This window comes from Microbacterium luteolum (genome assembly GCF_039533965.1).
GTDB lineage: Bacteria > Actinomycetota > Actinomycetes > Actinomycetales > Microbacteriaceae > Microbacterium > Microbacterium luteolum.
Window position 1 is genome coordinate 901,355 of sequence record NZ_BAAAUN010000001.1, and the last position, 17,430, is coordinate 918,784.

Annotated in this window: 20 protein-coding genes; 10 read left to right on the top strand and 10 right to left on the bottom strand. The window is 69.6% G+C overall.

Annotated elements, in window-relative coordinates:
- Positions 1–8: 8 nt before the first annotated feature.
- From ABD648_RS04470 to ABD648_RS04490, 5 genes are read right to left on the bottom strand one after another with little or no spacing between them, the layout of a single operon-like run.
- Positions 9–1,085: a DNA polymerase IV gene (locus ABD648_RS04470; protein WP_282213779.1), complete on the bottom strand. Its 1,077-nt coding sequence runs from the start codon at positions 1,083–1,085 to the stop codon at positions 9–11.
- Between the two features lie 40 nt (positions 1,086–1,125).
- Positions 1,126–1,518, bottom strand: a complete 393-nt coding sequence (locus tag ABD648_RS04475) for a DUF1304 domain-containing protein (protein ID WP_282213780.1) — start codon at positions 1,516–1,518, stop codon at positions 1,126–1,128.
- A 26-nt stretch (positions 1,519–1,544) separates the two neighbouring features.
- The gene (locus ABD648_RS04480) at positions 1,545–2,378 is read right to left on the bottom strand and encodes a CPBP family intramembrane glutamic endopeptidase (protein WP_282213781.1); all 834 of its coding nucleotides are present in this window, start codon (positions 2,376–2,378) and stop codon (positions 1,545–1,547) included.
- Positions 2,375–3,100, bottom strand: a complete 726-nt coding sequence (gene trmB / locus ABD648_RS04485; RefSeq protein WP_282213782.1) for a tRNA (guanosine(46)-N7)-methyltransferase TrmB — start codon at positions 3,098–3,100, stop codon at positions 2,375–2,377. The genes ABD648_RS04480 and trmB overlap by 4 nt, the downstream gene beginning before the upstream one ends.
- Positions 3,101–3,126: 26 nt before the next feature.
- Positions 3,127–3,966, bottom strand: coding sequence for a DUF3097 domain-containing protein (locus ABD648_RS04490; protein ID WP_282213783.1), 840 nt, complete (start codon positions 3,964–3,966; stop codon positions 3,127–3,129).
- Positions 3,967–4,088: 122 nt separating this feature from the next.
- On the opposite strand from ABD648_RS04490, the gene ABD648_RS04495 reads away from it, so the two are divergent.
- The 4 genes from ABD648_RS04495 (at position 4,089) to ABD648_RS04510 (ending at position 8,259) form a co-directional block, all read left to right on the top strand.
- Entirely contained in the window at positions 4,089–6,152 is a 2,064-nt protein-coding gene (locus tag ABD648_RS04495) for a TPM domain-containing protein (protein WP_282213784.1), read from the top strand.
- Positions 6,153–6,210: 58 nt separating this feature from the next.
- A complete protein-coding gene (locus ABD648_RS04500; protein WP_282213785.1) occupies positions 6,211–6,951 on the top strand; it encodes a PspA/IM30 family protein in 741 nt (246 codons plus the stop codon).
- 70 nt (positions 6,952–7,021) lie between these two features.
- Positions 7,022–7,825: an arginase family protein gene (locus tag ABD648_RS04505; protein ID WP_282213786.1), complete on the top strand. Its 804-nt coding sequence runs from the start codon at positions 7,022–7,024 to the stop codon at positions 7,823–7,825.
- Complete coding sequence (locus tag ABD648_RS04510; protein ID WP_282213787.1) at positions 7,822–8,259, top strand: Fe-S oxidoreductase; 438 nt, start codon at positions 7,822–7,824, stop codon at positions 8,257–8,259. The genes ABD648_RS04505 and ABD648_RS04510 overlap by 4 nt, the downstream gene beginning before the upstream one ends.
- A 4-nt stretch (positions 8,260–8,263) precedes the next feature.
- Here the strand turns inward: ABD648_RS04510 and ABD648_RS04515 are convergent, their stop codons facing one another.
- The 3 genes from ABD648_RS04515 to ABD648_RS04525 are packed head-to-tail and all read right to left on the bottom strand — an operon-like array spanning position 8,264 to position 9,951.
- Positions 8,264–8,734: an SIP domain-containing protein gene (locus ABD648_RS04515; RefSeq protein WP_282213788.1), complete on the bottom strand. Its 471-nt coding sequence runs from the start codon at positions 8,732–8,734 to the stop codon at positions 8,264–8,266.
- Between the two features lie 33 nt (positions 8,735–8,767).
- The gene (locus ABD648_RS04520; RefSeq protein ID WP_282213789.1) at positions 8,768–9,478 is read right to left on the bottom strand and encodes a tyrosine-protein phosphatase; all 711 of its coding nucleotides are present in this window, start codon (positions 9,476–9,478) and stop codon (positions 8,768–8,770) included.
- Positions 9,475–9,951: a carboxymuconolactone decarboxylase family protein gene (locus tag ABD648_RS04525; protein WP_282213790.1), complete on the bottom strand. Its 477-nt coding sequence runs from the start codon at positions 9,949–9,951 to the stop codon at positions 9,475–9,477. Before ABD648_RS04525 ends, ABD648_RS04520 begins: the two co-directional genes overlap by 4 nt.
- Positions 9,952–10,121: 170 nt before the next feature.
- Here ABD648_RS04525 and ABD648_RS04530 point away from each other — a divergent pair, with 170 nt between their 5' ends.
- From ABD648_RS04530 to ABD648_RS04555, 6 genes are all read left to right on the top strand, one after another.
- A complete protein-coding gene (locus ABD648_RS04530) occupies positions 10,122–11,060 on the top strand; it encodes an alpha/beta fold hydrolase (RefSeq protein ID WP_282213791.1) in 939 nt (312 codons plus the stop codon).
- A gap of 93 nt (positions 11,061–11,153) precedes the next feature.
- Positions 11,154–12,674, top strand: coding sequence for an ABC transporter substrate-binding protein (locus ABD648_RS04535; RefSeq protein WP_282213792.1), 1,521 nt, complete (start codon positions 11,154–11,156; stop codon positions 12,672–12,674).
- A 16-nt stretch (positions 12,675–12,690) separates the two neighbouring features.
- Entirely contained in the window at positions 12,691–13,641 is a 951-nt protein-coding gene (locus ABD648_RS04540) for an ABC transporter permease (RefSeq protein WP_282213793.1), read from the top strand.
- Positions 13,638–14,507: an ABC transporter permease gene (locus ABD648_RS04545; protein WP_282213794.1), complete on the top strand. Its 870-nt coding sequence runs from the start codon at positions 13,638–13,640 to the stop codon at positions 14,505–14,507. Before ABD648_RS04540 ends, ABD648_RS04545 begins: the two co-directional genes overlap by 4 nt.
- Positions 14,504–15,295, top strand: coding sequence for an ATP-binding cassette domain-containing protein (locus tag ABD648_RS04550; protein ID WP_282213795.1), 792 nt, complete (start codon positions 14,504–14,506; stop codon positions 15,293–15,295). Before ABD648_RS04545 ends, ABD648_RS04550 begins: the two co-directional genes overlap by 4 nt.
- Positions 15,292–16,080, top strand: coding sequence for an ABC transporter ATP-binding protein (locus ABD648_RS04555; RefSeq protein WP_282213796.1), 789 nt, complete (start codon positions 15,292–15,294; stop codon positions 16,078–16,080). The genes ABD648_RS04550 and ABD648_RS04555 overlap by 4 nt, the downstream gene beginning before the upstream one ends.
- 15 nt (positions 16,081–16,095) lie before the next feature.
- Here ABD648_RS04555 and ABD648_RS04560 read toward each other — a convergent pair whose 3' ends face one another.
- Both ABD648_RS04560 and ABD648_RS04565 read right to left on the bottom strand, forming a co-directional pair.
- Positions 16,096–16,710, bottom strand: coding sequence for a GNAT family N-acetyltransferase (locus ABD648_RS04560; protein WP_282213797.1), 615 nt, complete (start codon positions 16,708–16,710; stop codon positions 16,096–16,098).
- A 4-nt stretch (positions 16,711–16,714) separates the two neighbouring features.
- Entirely contained in the window at positions 16,715–17,428 is a 714-nt protein-coding gene (locus tag ABD648_RS04565) for a uracil-DNA glycosylase (RefSeq protein ID WP_282213798.1), read from the bottom strand.
- Positions 17,429–17,430 lie beyond the last annotated feature (2 nt).

Below are 17,430 nucleotides of genomic sequence, written 5' to 3' on the forward strand. Positions count from 1 at the left end.
TCCCCTGCTCAGATCCGCCCTCGCACCGGCGTCCGTTCGACGGCGTCGCCGTCGTCCGGCATCGCCATCTCGGCGCGCACGCCCAGCAGACGGATCTCGCGCTCGGCGTCCAGCGTGGACCCGAGCGCGACCGCCGCGTCGATGACGTCGGCACGCCGATCGGTCGGGGCCGGGAGCTTGCGGCCGAACGTCTTCGTCTCGAAGGGCGCGTACCGCACCTTCAGATGCACACGGATGACCGGCCGCCCCTCCGCGGCGCAGTCGTCGAAGGCGTGACCGGCCAGCTCACGGATCGAGGTCTCGACCTCCGCCGCGGTCGTGAGGTTCTGCTGGTAGGTCGTCTCCCGGCTGTGACTGCGCGCGACCCACGGCGTGTCGTCGACGACGTGCGGTCCGAGGCCGGAGCCGAGCCCGTGGTACCAGACACCCATCTTCGGGCCGAACTCCGTCACCAGCTCCTGTTCGTCGGCGTCGGCGAGCTCTCTGACCGTCGCGATGCCGTGTTCGGCGAGACGCTTCTGCACCTTCGACCCGACGCCCCACAGATCGCGCGTGGGCTTCGCGCCCATCACTTCGAACCAGTTGTCCTCGGTGAGTCGGAAGGTACCCCGCGGCTTGCCGAACTCGGTCGCGATCTTGGCGCGCACCTTGTTGTCGCCGATGCCGACGGAGCAGTGCAGTCCGGTCGCCTCGAGCACGGCGGCCTGCGCGTCGCGAGCCGTCCGCTCCGGGTCGTCGGTGGTCACCCCGAGGAAGCACTCGTCCCATCCGATCACCTCCAGCACGACGCCGGGGAGCGTGCGCAGTGCCGCCATCACGTCTGCGGAGGCAGATGCGTACGCATCGTGATCGACCGGCAGGAAGACGGCGTCCTCCGGCGCCTTCCGCGCGGCGATCTTGAGCGGCATCCCCGAGCCGATGCCGAACGCCCGCGCCTCGTAGGACGCGGTCGAGACCACGGCGCGCTCCGTCGGATCACCGCGTCCGCCCACGATCACCGGGCGGCCGGCGAGTTCCGGGCGGCGGAGCACTTCGACGGCGGCGATGAACTGATCCATGTCCACATGCAGCACCCAGTCGGCCATGCAACGAGTGTGGCGGCTGGTGGACCTGATGTCACCCCTGTCAGCTGAGGGCGACGCCGATAGCCGTGCCGATCACGGCGAGGAGCGGGAGCGTTCCCTGCATCACAGCGGCGCGGACCTTCGTGCGGTCGGAGAGCACCAGCACGAGCGCGGCGGCGACCATCATGCCGGTACCGGCGAAGACGAGCGTCAACCCGACGGTGGGTGAGCCGACGATCACGAGGCCGATACCGAGCAGGGTCGTCAGCGCGAGGAAGAGGTTGTAGAAGCCCTGGTTGAAGGCGAGCTGCTTCATCGTGACGGCATCCGCTTCGCTGGCCACGCCGAAGATCTTCCTCGTCTCGGGCTCGGTCCACTTCAGCGACTCGAGCGCGAAGATGAACACGTGGAAGGCCGCGGCTGCGGCGGCGAGGACGAGACCGACGATGAGCATGGACTGATTCTCTCAGACCGGCAGGCTCACACGAGGAAGATCGGCAGAAGGCCGGGGTTGTGCGCGTGCACGAGGACCGCGAAGACGACCGCGTCGAACAACAGGTGGACCGTGACGACGTAGGCGAGCGAGTGCGTCCGCAGGAAGATGAAGCCCTGCAGGAGAGCGAACGGGATCGTGAGCAGCGGACCCCACTCCCGGTAGCCGAGCTCCCAGAGGAACGACACGAACACGATCGCCTGCAGCACATTGGCGACCATGTCCGGGAAGTGCCGCCGCAGCAGGGCGAACACCGTGCAGATGAAGAACAGCTCGTCCCAGATGCCCACGGCGCCGACGCCGACGAACAGGCGCACGATGAGTTCGGGCGTGTCGACGACCGGCCAGTTCTGGTAGACGCCGCTCGTGATGAAGTAGAACGGCAGGATCAGCCACCCGAGCACCAGCACCGCGACGAGCCAGCCCCACTGGAGGCGCCCCCATCGGCGATGCGTCCGCCAGGGGAAGCTGATCGCCCGGTCACGGTAGACGAACCGCGAGATCACATAGGGCACCACGACCGCCCCGCCCAGCGCCAGGGTGAACCGGAGCATCGCCAGGTTGTCGAGCTCGGCGGCGAGCGGGATGATGCTGACGATCAGCATGCCCACGGCGATGAGCGACAGGTCCCTGGTCAGCGAGGGAGCGGATGCCGTCACCCTCCCCCGCTCGACGAACCAGGCGGCACCGACTCCCAGCGCCAGCAGCGCCCAGCCGAGCCACGGGATCTCCAGGACGAAGAACGCGGGCGCGGCGGCGCAGACGAGGAGCGCGGGTGCGATGCCGCGCTGGAGCGCGGTATCGCCCCGCACGACGGTCACGCGCGGTCCCGGCGCCGATACACGAGATCGCGGATGTCGCGCCCCTTCGCGATGCCCTTGCGCTCGAACGCCGTCATGACCCGACCGTCGAAGCGGTCGGCCCACTCGCCGTCGAACGCGCGCTCGAACAGCGGCTCCGCATCGAGCACGTCACGCATCTGCAGGGCGTAGTCCTCCCAGTCGGTGGCGAGTCGCAGAAGTCCGCCGTCGCGCAGCGCTCTGGCCGCGTTGTCGGCGAAGCCCGCGCGCACGAGACGCCGCTTGGTGTGCTTCTTCTTGTGCCACGGGTCGGGGAAGAAGATCCACACCTCCCGGGCCGCGGCCTCCTGGAGGAACGAGGCCAGAACCTCGGGCGCGTTGGCCTCGACCACGCGGAGGTTGCGGGCGCCCTCCCGATCGGCGTCGAGCATGGTGCGCGCGAGTCCGGCACGGAAGACCTCGACGGCGAGGAAGTCGTCAGCAGGGCGCGACGAGGCCGCCGCGACGATCGCGTGCCCCTGCCCCGAGCCGATCTCGACGTAGAGGTCGGCGGCGCGACCGTATTCCGTGGCCGGATCCAGGCGCGCCTCCGGGTGCACCGAGGTCCAGGCCACGTCCCGCGGGACGTCGAGCAGGTAGTGCGGGGCCAGGTCGGAGAAGGCGCGGTCCTGCGCCTCGGACATGCGGCCGCTGCGGCGCACGAAGGACACCGGCTCGTCACGGAAAGTGCGGGGTTCGGGCATGAATCCAGGGTAGTCGGCGGAGACGCTCACTCCGCCGGCGCGGTCACGAAGTCGATGAGCTCCTCGACGCGACCCAGCAGCGCGGGCTCCAGATCGCGGTAGGTCGTGACCTTCGAGAGGATGTGCTGCCACGCGCGCCCGGTGTCGCCCTGGGTCTCGTGCGGCCAGCCGAACGCCCGGCAGATGCCGGTCTTCCAGTCGGTGCCGCGTGGGATCTCCGGCCACTTCGCGATCCCGAGTGCGCGCGGCGTCACGCACTGCCACACGTCGACGAAGGGGTGACCGACGATGCGGAGGTGACGGCCGTGCGGACCGCGGGCCACGGCGTCCGCGATGCGGGACTCCTTCGATCCGGGCACGAGGTGGTCGACGAGCACGCCGTAGCGGCGGCTCGCACTCGGCGGTTCAGCGGCGAGCAGATCGTCGAGCAGATCGACGCCCTGCAGGAACTCGACGACCACGCCTTCGACGCGCAGGTCGGCTCCCCAGACCTTCTCGACGAGCTCGGCGTCGTGCTTGCCCTCGACGAGGATGCGGCTGGGCAGGGCGACGCGTGCGCGCTGATCACCCACGACGAAGGATCCGGATGCCGTGCGCCGCGGCCCCTGCTCCTTCGCGGCGGGAACGACCAGTCGCACCGGTGCGCCGTCGATGAGGAACCCTCCGCCGAGCGGGAACAGGCGCTTGCGGCCGAGGCGGTCCTCGAGCTCGACGTTGCCGCCCTGCACACGGGTCACGGCACCGCAGTAGCCGTCGTCCGCGACCTCGACCACGAGGTCGGTCTCGGCCGGCACCTGGGGCACCTTTTTCACCCCGCGCTCGCGCCAGCCTGCCGACAGCACATCCGATCCGTACCGGTCATCCATGCCTTCCAGCGTATGTGTCTCCGCTGATGGCGAACGGAGATCAGGCATCGAGTGCTGTCGCGTGTCGGCCTCTGTGCATAGACTCGTGCCATGGGGCTCGGCTGCCGGTCGGAGGGAAAAGCATGACGAAACGGTGGCTCACGCTGGCCGCGCTGACCGTGGCCGCCGCCGCAGGGGCGTTCTCCGCCTCCGCGGCATCCGCCACCGATCCGCTCACGCTCGACTCCGGGTACGTCACGGACGACGCCGGGGTGCTGAGCTCCGCGGAAGAGGAGACCGTCGAGGCCCGCCTGACGGAGTTGAGCGCGAACTCGAACGCCGACCTCTTCGTCGTGCTCGTCGATGACTTCTCCTCCCCCTCCGACAACGCCGAGTGGGCGGACACCGTCGCGCAGAGCAACAACCTCGGCTCCGAGCAGTACCTTCTCGCGATCGCCGTGGAGGGTCGCAGCTACTACATCTCGGCCGCACCCGACGGCCCGCTGAGCGACGCCAAGCTCGACGATGTCGAGAACAAGATGGTCCCGCTCGCCTCGCAGAACGACTGGGTCGGGGCGATCACGCTCGCGGCCGACGAGATCCAGGGCGACGGCGGCGCCGGCGCTCTGCGGGTGGCGCTGATCATCGGAGCCGTCGTCGCCGCGGGCCTGCTCCTCTGGCTCGTCATCGCGCTCGTCCGCCGCTCCCGGCGGAACGCGGAGGTGCGGCGGCGCGGCGCGATGCCCGAGACGCCCGACCCCAACGATCCGTTCTCCACGCTCACCGACGAGCAGATCGAGACCCAGGCAGGGATCGCCCTCGTGCAGGCCGACGATGCGATCACCTCGAGCAAGGAAGAGCTCGGATTCGCCGTCGCGCAGTTCGGTGAGGGCGCCACCGCCGAGTTCACGCACGCCGTCGAGGCGGCGAAGGCGAAGATGTCCGAGGCGTTCGATCTCAAGCAGAAGCTCGACGACGAGATCGAGGACACAGTCCAGGACCGTCGGGCATGGCACATCCGCATCATCCAGATCTCCGATGAGATCGGCGATGTCCTCGAAGAGAACACCGAGGCGTTCGACGAACTGCGCAAGCTCGAGCAGAACGCCCCCCAGGAGTTGGAGAGGGTCCGCGGCGAGCGGGCCGCGCTGGCGCCGGTTCTGGCCGCGGCCGCTCCCGCTCTGGCGACGCTGTCGGCCTCGTACGATCCCGCAGCCCTCAGCACCGTGTCGGACAACCCCGCTCACGCGCAGGAGCGCGCCACGCTCGCGGATCGGTCGATCGAGGCCGCAGCCCAGGCGGTCGCGGCGGGGCGACCCGGCGAAGCGGCGTTCGCGATCCGCACCGCCGAGCAGTCGGTCGCGCAGTCGGCGCAGCTCGCGCAGGCCATCACGGCACTCGGGCAGGAGCTCGCGACGATCGAGACCCAGGCGCAGGCGCTGATCGCCGACCTGCAGGGCGACCTCACCGCCGCCCCGCAGCTTCCGGACGCCGACGGCTCGATCGCCGCAGCCGCATCCGCGACGGCCCAGCATCTCCAGTTGGCGCAGACGCAGCTCGCCGGCGCGACCCGCAATCCTCAGGCCGCGCTCGAGACGCTGACGGCCGCGAACACGCAGATCGACGCCGCTCTCGCGCACGGTCGGGAGACCGTGGAACGCGGCCGCCGGGTGCAGCAGGTTCTCGATCAGACGCTGACCCAGGCGAACTCCGAGATCCGTGCGACGCGCGAGTTCATCGAGACCCGCCGTGGCACGGTCGGCTCCACCGCACGCACGCGCCTCGCCGCTGCCGAGGCCAGCCTGACGCAGGCGCAGAACCTGCGCGCGACGGATGCCGACGCTGCACTGGCCGAGGCCAACCGGGCGGTCGAACTCGTGCGGCAGGCGACCTACGCCGCCCAGTCCGACGTGCAGTCCTACAATTCCCCCGCCTCCGCGGACGACAGCTGGGGAGGCGGGCTGTTCGGCGGCTCCGGCTCGTCCGGCGGCTCCGGACTCGGGGGCGACATCCTCGGCGGCATCATCGGCGGTCTCCTCTCCGGAGGCGGCGGAGGCGGAAGCTCCTCGCGCAGCAGCAGCTGGCGATCCGGTGGAGGCGGCGGCTACCGCAGCTCCGGCTTCGGCGGCGGCTCCCGCAGCAGCTCGCGGAGCAGCTCCCGCAGCAGCAGCGGCCGCAGTGGACGATCCGGAGGTAGGCGCTTCTGATCCGCACATCGACACTCATCGACAGTTCACGAATCCGTCCCTCTGAAAGGAACCACGCATGACCAAGCAGTCCATCTTCGGACGTATCTCGACCCTCGTCCGCGCGAACATCAACTCGCTCCTCGACTCGGCGGAAGACCCGCAGAAGATGATCGATCAGCTCGTTCGCGACTACACGAACAGCATCGCGGACGCCGAGTCCGCGATCGCCGAGACCATCGGCAACCTGCGCCTGCTCGAGCGCGACCACGAGGAAGATGTCCAGGCCGCCACCGAGTGGGGCAACAAGGCTCTCGCCGCCAGCCGCAAGGCCGACGAGATGCGCGCGACGAACTCGACGGATGCAGACAAGTTCGACAACCTCGCGAAGATCGCACTGCAGCGCCAGATCAGCGCCGAGCGCGAGGCCACCGGCGCCGAGCCGCAGATCGCCGCCCAGACCGAGATCGTCGACAAGCTCAAGAGCGGCCTCAACGGCATGAAGGACAAGCTCGGCGAGCTCAAGAACAAGCGCAGCGAGCTGCTCGCCCGCGCCAAGGTCGCCGAGGCGCAGACCAAGGTGCAGGATGCCGTCGGTTCGATCAACGTCCTCGACCCCACGAGCGAGCTGGGGCGCTTCGAGGACAAGGTCCGCCGCCAGGAGGCCATCGCTCAGGGCAAGATCGAGCTCGCGGCCTCCAGCCTCGACGCGCAGTTCGAGAGCCTCGAAGACCTCGGCGAGCTGACCGAGGTCGAGGCCCGCCTCGCCGAGCTCAAGGCCGGCGGCGCCGCTCCCCGCCAGGCCATCGAAGGCTCCTGACACACCCCGCTGATGCCCCGGACACCACCAGAGTCCGGGGCATCGGCGCTTTCTCCCCCGGAGGCAACCCATGGTGCGATTCCTGGTCGTTCCGCAGTGGCAGGGCTCGCCCGCACCGCGTGCGATGCTCCTCGTCGACGGCGCCTCCGCGATCGCCGGCGACCTTCCGCGCGCAGCCACGACCGTGCTCGACGCGCCCGTCGAGGCCGGTGAGTCGCTGGGCACAGGCGTCCGTCGCCTGAGCGCGCTGCTGCGCACCCGCGAGCTGCTGCGCGAGCATCTGCAGGAGGACACGATCATCATCGGCGGCGACTGCAGCGTCACCGTCGCCGCTCTCGCCGCGATACCGGGTGGGACGGACGACCTCGCCGTGGTGTGGTGCGACGCCCACGGCGACCTCCACACGCCGGAGACCTCGCCATCCGGAGCCTTCTCCGGGATGGCGCTGCGCGCCGTGCTGGGTCAGGGCGAGGAGCAGATCGTGCTCTCCCCCGGCATCTCTCGCGATCGCGTCATCACCGTCGGCATGCGCGATGTCGACGACGCCGAGATCGACCAGCTCGACACGCTCACGCAGCTCTCGGTCGACGACCTCGATCGCACGGATGCGCTGGCCGAGGCCGTCCGCGCCACGGGAGCCTCCCGCGTGTGGGTGCACATCGACGTCGACGTGCTCGATCCCTCCGACCTCGCCGGGGTGTCGTCCGCCGCCCCGTTCGGAGCCTCCCCCGCCGCGCTCAGCGCGGCGATCCGTCGGCTGCGGGAGCAGGTCCCGCTCGCCGGCGCCACGATCGCCGGTTTCGCTCCTCGCTCGCCGGCGGATGCGGTCGACGATCTCGGCGCTCTTCTCCGACTCGTCGGGGCTGTCGCGTGAGCGGCGACTGGCGACCGAAAGCCGAGGCTGCGCTCGCCCGCGGGCGACGATTCGATCGCCGCATCCCCGCCTTCCTGCTCCGGTCGCCGATCAGCCGCGCCGGCTACTGGTGGGGCACGGCGGTGGGCTGGCTCTGGGGCTCCCTGTGGAGCACGGGCCCCGTGGAGCGCCGCGCGGGTCTCTGGATCTTCCAGGGCATGCCGAAATGGACGTTCAACCGCGGCGGTGTCTGCGTCGGCGGGTGCTTCCTGACCGGGGATACGCGTCCGACCGACGCTGTACTCCGTCACGAGGCGGTGCACAAGGAGCAGTGGCTGCGCTACGGCTTCCTGATGCCCCTGCTCTACCTGTTCGCCGGACGCGATCCTCTGCGCAACCGCTTCGAGATCGAGGCGGGCCTGGAGGACGGCAACTACGTGCGACGCGGGCGCTGAGGGATCAGCGGTCGGCGGGCAGCAGCCCGAAACGCTCGGGAGCGTGGATGAGCGCCGGCTCGATGTCGAGCGTGTTCGTCAGATGATCGACGATGTCGGCCGTGCCGAGGTAGCCGCCGAGAAGAGTGACGTTCGTCTGGATCTCGTCGTCGCACATCATCTCGTCCGCCCACGCGCAGGTGGCGCGCGCGAGAGCCTGTCCCGGTGCGCAGGAGCGCCCGGACCCGGGCGTGCCGGACCGCTGTCCGCGGGCGAGCCACGTCACGGTCATGCGTCCGGGAGCCTCGACCACGCCGATGTCGGACGCGTCGGGAACCTCGATGAAGATGCGGCCGGAGGCGCACAGCGGAAGGGTGGCCAGGAACATCTCCAGGTCGGCGAGCGAGTGCTCGTCAGCGGTCACCAGGTGGTGTGCACGGCGACGCGCTTCGCGGCGCTGGGCGCGCGTGCTGCGGAGCTCGAGGGAGGTGTTCATGGTGACTCCATCGTACACCAAGTGAAGGCTTGCCTAACCTTCCTCGACCAGTGCCCTCTTCAGAGCCGCCAGCTCGGCGTCCGTCATCCCCTTGGCGCGCAGATAGCCGGCCGCCGATCCCCAGCGCTCGTCGATCTGCTCCAACAGGTTCCGCATCACGGGTGCCGGCGACTGCGTCGCGAGGGCGACGGCGTGCACCGCCTCCGGATGCTGCGATCGCAGGTATGCCGCGATGCGCTGCGATCGCTGCGCCGGCAGCTGCGACTCGGTGAGCGCGTAGTCGGCGATCACGGCCTCGCGATCAGCGCCTACGGCAGACAGCGCGAGGGCGACGGTCACGCCGGTGCGGTCCTTGCCCACGGTGCAGTGCACGAGCGTGGGCTCACCCGCCGCGATGATCCGGATGGCTTCCACCAGGCGTTCTCCGCTCTCCTCGAGCAGATGCAGGTAGAGATCATCGAGGCTCGTATCCGCTTCGAAGAACGAGCGCACGGAGCCGAGGAACAGCGGAAGGTGCGTGGTCTCGGGGCCCTCGATCTCGGTGGGCTCGGCCGCGACCTCCTCGCCGTCGCGCAAGTCGACGATGTGCTGGATGCTGCCCTGCAGCGCCGCGGCGCCCGCGGACGTCACTCCCGACAGCTGCCCTGATCGCAGCAGCACTCCCGAGCGGATCCGTCCGCCCTCCGCGGGGATCCCCCCGACGTCGCGGACGTTGTTGACGCCGTCGATGTCGAGGATCGTCATGCCTGTGCCTGCGGGGTGCGCGGCGGCACCGGGTAGCGGCCGGCGATGACGATGCGGTTGAAGGCGTTGATGGAGACGCAGGCCCAGCTCAACGCCGCGTACTCCTTCTCGGTGAAGACGCTGCCGACCAGGTCGTAGACCTCGTCGGACACGCCGTCCTCGGAGATGAAGGTGAACGCCTCGGCGAGCTCGAGCGCCGCGCGCTCCCTGTCGCTGAACACGCCGCTCTCCCGCCACACCGGGATCTGGGTGATCGTGTCGGTGTCGAGACCGGCCTTGAGCGCCCGATCGACGTGAAGGCGGGCGCAGTAGCTGCACCCGTTCAGCTGCGAGCAGTGGATCATGACGATCTCCTTGAGCCGATCGTCGATGCCGTTCGCGGCGCAGATGTCGCCGACCGTCCGCGCGAAAGCGTCGAGCGCCTGATAAGCCGCCGGCTCGGTCTTGGACAGGTGCACGCGCGTCTCGCTCATGTCTCCATGATATTCGCCGTAGAGGCAGCATGTTCGCGACCGCGCAAGGTCATCGAAATGCGAAATGATCAACGCGGACATGTCCTGGACGCGAATATGTCCAATGATGTCTCCATATTGCTTGTCATATCGCTCTCCAATTTCCTGCCGCTAAAGACGAGGAGCAGAATATGGACGTGGCGATCGACATCACCGAGTTCAGCTATCTTCCCGCACAGGCCGACGCTCTGGGCGTGCCTCTCCCCCCGGTCGAGCGCATCGCGCTCTCCCTCCCGGATGGTCGCGCGGTGAGCGCGCTGCGCTTCGGCACTGAGGCGCCCCGGGTCACGCTGCTGCACGGTGCCGGGCTGAACGCGCACACCTGGGACACCACCTCGCTGGCCCTGCGGCAGCCCCTGCTGGCGATCGACCTCGCCGGCCACGGCGACTCCTCCTGGCGGTCCGACGCCGACTACACGCCGCGCACGCTCGCCGTCGATGTCGCCGCGGCTCTCGACGCCTGGACCGAACAGCCCCAGCTCATCGTCGGCCAGTCGCTCGGCGGGCTCACCGGCGCGGCCCTTGCCGCCACCCGACCGGATCTCGTGTCGGCGCTGGTCATCGTCGACATCACCCCCGGCATCGACGTGAGCGCCGGACCGGCCGCGCTGCGCGCGTTCTACGAGGGACCCACCGACTTCGCCACCCGCGACGAACTCGTCGACAAGGCGATGTCCCTCGGCTTCGGGGGAACCCGGCCGGAGACCGAACGCGGCGTCTTCCTCAACACCCGCGTCCGCGCCGACGGGCGCATCGAGTGGAAGCATCATTTCGCGCATCTCGCCGCCCAGGCGCTCGCGGCCCACGATCCCGGGTCAGCCGTCGCCCCCTCCGTGCTGCATGAGACCGGCTGGGACGACCTGGCGGCCGTCCGCGCCCCGATCACCCTGGTGCGCGCCAGCCGCGGGTTCGTCAGCGAACCGGATGCCGCCGAGCTGCAGAGCCGGATGCCGGAGGCGCGAGTGGTCGTCCTCGACGCCACTCACAACGTGCAGGAGACAGCCCCGGCCGCACTCGCCGACCTCATCGCGTCCACCGCAGCGGGCACCCCGACGGGCAGCGGATTGTGACGATTCGTTCCACAACCGCCCCGCATCCCTCCACCCATCTCTAGGCTCGATCCAGCGGCACACAGCAACTGCCGCACCGAGAGGAAACGCCTCATGTTCCGACGCACCCGACGTCTTGCTCTGATCTCCGCCCTCGCGGCGACCGCCGTCATCCTCAGCGCCTGCACCGGCACCCCCGCAGAGACCCCGTCGTCCTCTCCCGGGAAGCCCGACCCGGACGCCACCCTGCACGTCGGTCTGGTCCTCGAGCCGACCAACCTCGACATCCGGCACACCAGCGGCGCCGCCATCGAGCAGATCCTCATCGACAACATCTACGAGGGTCTCGTGACACGCACGCAGGACAACGAGATCGAGGGACGGATCGCCTCCGACTACGAGGTGTCCGCCGACGGACTCACCTACACCTTCACGCTGAACGACGGTGTGCTCTTCCACGATGGCACGCCGCTCACGTCGGCCGACGTCGTCGCCTCCTACGAGACCGTGCGCACCGACACGACGGTGCAGGGCAACGCGGAGTTCGCCTCGGTCGCCTCGATCACCGCCCCCGACGCCACGACCGTCGAGATCGTGCTGTCCGCGCCGAATCAGAACTTCCTGTTCGCGCTCACCGGACCCGCCGGCCTGATCTTCAAGTCCGGCGACACGACAGACCTCAAGACGGCCGAGAACGGCACGGGTCCCTTCACCCTCACGCGCTGGAGCAAGGGCAGCACCATCACGTTCGCGCGGAACGACGACTACTGGGGAGAAGCGGCCGGAGTGGCCGAGGTGGAGTTCCAGTACATCCCCGACTTCACGGCCGGCGTGAACGCCGCGCTCGCAGGCGACGTCGACGTCCTGACGGCGGTCGACCCGAACCTCGCATCGCAGCTCGAGGACTCCGGCGACTTCACGCTCACGAAGGGTCGCACCACCGACAAGGCGACGCTGGCCTTCAACAACAAGAAGGCACCGCTCGACGACGTCCGCGTGCGCGAAGCGCTGCGCCTGGCGATCGACCATGAGGCCCTCATCGAGGCGGTCGGCGCCGGCACCACGCTCTACGGGCCGATCCCGGAGCTCGACCCGGGCTACGAGGACCTCTCCGACGTGATCTCGTACGACCCTGAGAAGGCCAAGGAACTGCTCGCCGAAGCAGGTCAGAAGGATCTGGAGCTGACCCTGACGATCCCGAGCTTCTACGGGACGACCGTGCCGAAGGTCCTGATCTCGGACTTCGCGAAGGTCGGCGTGACTCTGGAGGTCGACTCCGTGGAGTTCCCGGCCTGGCTCGAAGACGTCTACACGAACCACGACTACGACCTCAGCTTCGTGCTCCACGTCGAGCCGCGCGACTTCGGCAACTTCGCGAATCCGGACTACTACTTCGGCTACGACAACGCCGAGGTCCAGGGTCTCTACGAGCAGGCACAGGCCGAGGTGGATCCCGACAAGTCCGCCGAACTCCTCGCGCAGGCGGCGCGCATCGTCTCCGAGGATCACGCCGCGGACTGGCTGTACAACGGCGAGACCCTCACAGCTGTGAGCCCGATCGTCGCCGGGTTCCCCGAGGACTCGATCAACTCGCGCATCAACCTCGCCGGCGTCACCGTCTCCGCCGAGAAGTAGGAGCGGTCGGCCCTCCGTGCTCCGCTACGCGCTCGTCCGAGGGGCCCTGCTGATCGCAGGGCTCCTCGTGTCGAGCGTGCTCATCTTCCTGACGCTGAGGGTCTTCCCCGGCGATGTCGCCCAGCTGATCGCCGGCACCCAGGCCTCCCCCGCCGAGGTCGACGCGCTCCGCGAGTCGCTCGGGCTGAACCGTCCGCTCCTCACGCAGTACACCGACTGGATCGGCGGCATCTTCCGGGGCGACCTCGGCACCTCGCTGCTCTCCGGAGCATCGGTCGGCGAGGAACTGTTCCTCAAGGCGCAGGTCACCGTCCCGCTCGGGATCATGGCGCTGCTGATCGCGATCCTGATCGCCGTGCCCTTCGGCATCCTCGCCGCACTTCTCCGCGGCCGACGCGGCGGCACCGCGCTCAGCGTCGGCGCGCAGACGCTCGCGGCCGTGCCGGTCGTCTGGGCGGGCATGATGCTCATCGTGGTCTTCTCGGTCTGGCTCGGCTGGCTGCCGCCCCAGGGGTTCCCGCGCACGGGCTGGTCGACGCCGGGTCGCGCCATCGAAGCCCTCCTTCTCCCCGCGCTCACGATCGGGATCGTCGAGGGCGCGATGCTCATGCGCTTCGTCCGCAGCGCCACGCTGCAGGCGGCGGGCCAGGACTTCGTCCGCACCGCCGCGGCGAAGGGCCTGACGCGCACGCGAGCGCTGATCCAGCACGGCATCCCCGCTGTCGGCCTGTCGATCATCACGGTGCTGGGACTCCAGGTGGCCGGGATCATCGTGGGATCCGTCGTCATCGAGCAGCTGTTCACGCTCCCCGGGATCGGGCGGATGCTCGTGGCGGACGTCGGCACCCGCGACCTGATCAAGGTGCAGAGCGAGTTGCTCGTGCTGACCGGCTTCGTGCTCGTGATCGGCTTCCTCGTCGACCTGCTGCATCGCGCGATCGATCCCCGACAGCGGGAGGCCGCATGACCCCCCGTTGGCTGTCGCGGCTCTGGGCCACGGCGACGGGCCGCTTCGGACTCATCGTCGTCGCAGTGATCGCCGTCACCGCGCTCGTGTCATCGTTCTGGACGCCGTTCGACCCGCAGTCGTCGAACATCGGCGATCGCTGGCTGCCGCCGAGCTGGCCCCACCTGCTCGGCACCGACGACACCGGCCGCGACATCCTCAGCCTGATCATGGCCGGCTCACGGACGGCCGTCTTCGTCAGCGTCGGCGCCGGCGTGGTGGCCACCGTCATCGGCATCTCCCTCGCCGCGCTCGGCGCCCTCACCGTCCGCTGGGTGCGCGAGACCGTCGCGGTGTTCGTCGACATCCTCATCGCGTTCCCCGTGCTGCTGATCGCCATGATGATCTCCTCTGTCTGGGGCGGCTCGCTCTGGGTCGTCATCTGGGCGGTCGGGATCGGGTTCGGCGTCAACATCGCCCGCGTCACCCGTCCAGAGCTGCGCCGGATGCAGCAGAGCGACTTCGTCCTCGCCGCCCGTGCTTCCGGCCTCACTCCCCGGCAGAGCCTGACGCGGCACCTGCTGCCGAACGTCGCACCCGTCTTCATCGTGCAGCTCTCCTGGTCGATGGCCGTCGCGGTCCTCGCCGAGGCCGGACTGTCGTACCTCGGCTTCGGCGCATCGGTGGTCGAACCGAGCTGGGGCATCCTGCTGGCCGACCTGCAGCGCTACATCGGCGTCCATCCGCTGTCGGTGATCTGGCCAGGGCTCACGATCACCATCACGGTCCTCGCCCTCAACCTGCTCGGCGACGGCCTGCGCGAGGCCACGGACCCGACGCTGCGCCACCGCGCGGCGGAGCTCCACACCCCGGCGGTGGTCGCGTGACGCTCGCGGTCGAGAACCTCGTCGTCGAGATCGACGGACGTCGAGTGGTCGACGGCATCTCCTTCGACGTGCCGGACGGCTCCCGTCTCGGACTGATCGGCGAATCCGGCTCCGGCAAGTCGCTCACCGCCCTCGCGGTGCTCGGGCTCCTCCCCGAAGGCGCCACCGCGAGCGGCAGCATCCGATGGAACGGCACCGAGCTGATCGGCATGCCGGATCGCGAGCTCGCGAAGCTGCGCGGCGACGACATCGGCATCGTCTTCCAGGAACCGAGGACCGCGCTCAATCCGATCCGGACGGTCGGCCGGCAGATCGCGGAGTCCATCCGCATCCACGGAGGGCTCGGTCGCCGCGAGGCCCGAGATCGTGCGATCGCCGAGGCGGAACGCGTCCGCCTGCCCGACCCGGCCTCGATCGTGGATCGCTACCCGCACCAGCTCTCCGGCGGCCAGCGGCAGAGGGTGGCGATCGCGATGGCGCTCGCCTGCCGTCCACGACTGTTGATCGCCGATGAGCCGACGACTGCACTCGACGTCACGATCCAATCCGAGATCCTCTCGCTGCTGCTCTCGCTCGTGGCAGAGGAGGGCATGTCGCTCGTCTTCATCACCCACGATCTCGCGGTTCTCGCGCAGGTGGCGACAGAGGGCGTCGTCCTCGAGCACGGACGCGTGGTCGAGGCCGCACCCGTGACCACGCTCCTGACCGCGCCGACCTCGCCCGTCACGCAAGCGCTGCTGCGCGACGCCACGGCGACGCTCTGGCGACCGGAAGGCGGTCCGGCATGAGTCTGATCGAAGCGCGCGGGCTGAGCCGGGACTTCATCGTCCCGAAGCGCTCGACCTTCGAGCGCACCCGCAGACAGACCGCACTCGCGCCGACCGATCTCGATGTCGTCGAGGGATCGTCCGTGGGGGTCATCGGCGAGTCCGGCTCCGGCAAGTCCACGCTCGTCCGCCTGCTGCTGGGGCTCGATCGCCCGACGACCGGCACGGTGAGCGTGGGCGGACGGCCCGTGGACGCCACGGCTTCCGCGAAGTCCCTGCACTGGCTGCGCCGAGAGACCGGGCTGGTCTTCCAGGACCCCTACGCATCACTGGATCCGCGGATGTCGGCGGGGCAGATCGTGCGCGAGCCGCTGTGGGCGCTCGACATCGAGGGCGACCATCGGGCGAGGGTCCGCGAGGTGCTGGAGCAGGTCGGACTGGAACCCGCGATGGCCGATCGCTACCCGCATGAGTTCTCCGGCGGGCAGCGCCAGCGGATCGCGATCGCCAGGGCCATCGTGCACCGGCCGCGCATCCTGGTCGGAGACGAGCCGCTGTCCGCGCTCGACGTCACGGTGCGCGCGCAGATCCTCGAGCTGCTGATGGAGCTGCGTCGCACGACCGACCTCACCCTGCTGCTCGTGTCGCACGACATCGGCGTCGTGCAGAACCTGTGCGACACAGTCGTCGTGATGAAGGACGGACACGTCGTCGAGCGAGGTTCCACGACGGACGTGCTCCTGCACCCGCAGCACGACTACACGAAGGCGCTGCTCTCCGCGATCCCGGTGATCCCCGGCTCCTGACCCGTAGGATCCGTCTCAGCGTCCGCCGAAGAGGCTCCGGCGTCGCCGTCCGGTCGGCTTGAGCACGCGACGCATGTAGACCGTCCCGAGATCGCGGCCGAACTTGTAGCCGACGCGACCCATGCGTCCCGCCTCGACGAAACCCAGCTTCGCGTGGAGCCGGATCGACGCCTCTGCGCCGCTGTCGCTGATGACGGCGACCATCTCGCGCAGTCCGATCTGCTCGCACGCGTCGATGAGCGCCTGCAGGAGCGCGGCGCCGAGCCCCTTGCCCCCGGCGCCGGGGCCGAGGTAGATCGAGTCCTCCACGGTGTAGCGGTAGGCGTTCTTGCCTGCCCACGGCTGCGCCAGCGCGTAGCCGATCACGACGCCGGCCGGCGAGACGGCCACGAGGAACGGCAGCTGGAGGCGCTCGAGCAGGGCGAACTTGTCCCGCCAGTACGGGATGCTGCTGCGTCGCTCGTCGAGCGTCACCGCGGAGTTGCTCACGAAGTGGTTGTAGATCTCCCGGATGTGCGCGAGATCATTGGCGCGTGCGGGACGGATCACATAGGAGAACACCTCCGGTGCCGCCTCCGGGCGCAGATGGCGCGGCAGGACGCGACGACGGTCCCCCGGCTCGAACTGCATGGGTTCAGCTTAGGGAGGAAGGCGCTTCGCCCTCCACTCTCCAATCCACCGGATCGGCGCCGAGTTCCTCGAGGAGGGTGTTCGCCCGGGAGAACGGCCGGGAGCCGAAGAAGCCGCGGCGGGCCGAGAGCGGCGAGGGATGCGCTGACGCGATGACCGGCGTCTCCCCGAGCATCGGCTCCAGGTTCGCCGCGTCCTTCCCCCACAGGATCGCGACGAGCGGCTGGTCGCGGGCGACGAGGGTCCGGATCGCGAGCTCGGTGACGCCCTCCCAGCCCCAGCCGCGGTGCGACGCCGCCGCACCCGGCTGCACGGTGAGGACTCGGTTGAGCAGCAGCACGCCCTGGTCGCTCCACGCCGTCAGGTCGCCGTGCGGAGCGGGCGGGATGCCGAGATCGCTCTCACGCTCCTTGTAGATGTTGGCGAGGCTGCGCGGGAGCGGGCGCACCTCGCGGTCGACGGCGAACGACAGACCGATCGGGTGCCCGGGAGTCGGATACGGATCCTGGCCGGTGATCAGCACCCGCACGTCGGACAGCGGTCGCTGGAAGGCGCGCAGCACGTTCTCACCGGCAGGAAGATATCTGCGGCCGGCGGCCTGCTCGGCGCGGAGCCGCTCCCCCAGGGCGGTGATCTCGTCCTGCGCCGGCGCGAGGGCTGCGGCCCATCCCGGATCGATCTGCCCGTCAGCGGCGAGCTCGGCGAGGGTACGGGCCATCG

Excerpts from the sequence above, each read along its gene's own strand:
- trmB (WP_282213782.1), bottom strand. The coding sequence starts at position 3,100 with ATGCCCGAACCCCGCACTTTCCGTGACGAGCCGGTGTCCTTCGTGCGC.
- ABD648_RS04505 (WP_282213786.1), top strand. The coding sequence starts at position 7,022 with ATGGTGCGATTCCTGGTCGTTCCGCAGTGGCAGGGCTCGCCCGCACCG.
- ABD648_RS04535 (WP_282213792.1), top strand. The coding sequence starts at position 11,154 with ATGTTCCGACGCACCCGACGTCTTGCTCTGATCTCCGCCCTCGCGGCG.
- ABD648_RS04565 (WP_282213798.1), bottom strand. The coding sequence starts at position 17,428 with ATGGCCCGTACCCTCGCCGAGCTCGCCGCTGACGGGCAGATCGATCCG.
- ABD648_RS04495 (WP_282213784.1), top strand. The coding sequence starts at position 4,089 with ATGACGAAACGGTGGCTCACGCTGGCCGCGCTGACCGTGGCCGCCGCC.
- ABD648_RS04470 (WP_282213779.1), bottom strand. The coding sequence starts at position 1,085 with ATGGCCGACTGGGTGCTGCATGTGGACATGGATCAGTTCATCGCCGCC.
- ABD648_RS04560 (WP_282213797.1), bottom strand. The coding sequence starts at position 16,710 with ATGCAGTTCGAGCCGGGGGACCGTCGTCGCGTCCTGCCGCGCCATCTG.
- ABD648_RS04545 (WP_282213794.1), top strand. The coding sequence starts at position 13,638 with ATGACCCCCCGTTGGCTGTCGCGGCTCTGGGCCACGGCGACGGGCCGC.
- ABD648_RS04475 (WP_282213780.1), bottom strand. The coding sequence starts at position 1,518 with ATGCTCATCGTCGGTCTCGTCCTCGCCGCCGCAGCCGCGGCCTTCCAC.
- ABD648_RS04530 (WP_282213791.1), top strand. The coding sequence starts at position 10,122 with ATGGACGTGGCGATCGACATCACCGAGTTCAGCTATCTTCCCGCACAG.
- ABD648_RS04515 (WP_282213788.1), bottom strand. The coding sequence starts at position 8,734 with ATGAACACCTCCCTCGAGCTCCGCAGCACGCGCGCCCAGCGCCGCGAA.
- ABD648_RS04520 (WP_282213789.1), bottom strand. The coding sequence starts at position 9,478 with ATGACGATCCTCGACATCGACGGCGTCAACAACGTCCGCGACGTCGGG.
- ABD648_RS04490 (WP_282213783.1), bottom strand. The coding sequence starts at position 3,966 with ATGGATGACCGGTACGGATCGGATGTGCTGTCGGCAGGCTGGCGCGAG.
- ABD648_RS04525 (WP_282213790.1), bottom strand. The coding sequence starts at position 9,951 with ATGAGCGAGACGCGCGTGCACCTGTCCAAGACCGAGCCGGCGGCTTAT.
- ABD648_RS04555 (WP_282213796.1), top strand. The coding sequence starts at position 15,292 with ATGAGTCTGATCGAAGCGCGCGGGCTGAGCCGGGACTTCATCGTCCCG.
- ABD648_RS04500 (WP_282213785.1), top strand. The coding sequence starts at position 6,211 with ATGACCAAGCAGTCCATCTTCGGACGTATCTCGACCCTCGTCCGCGCG.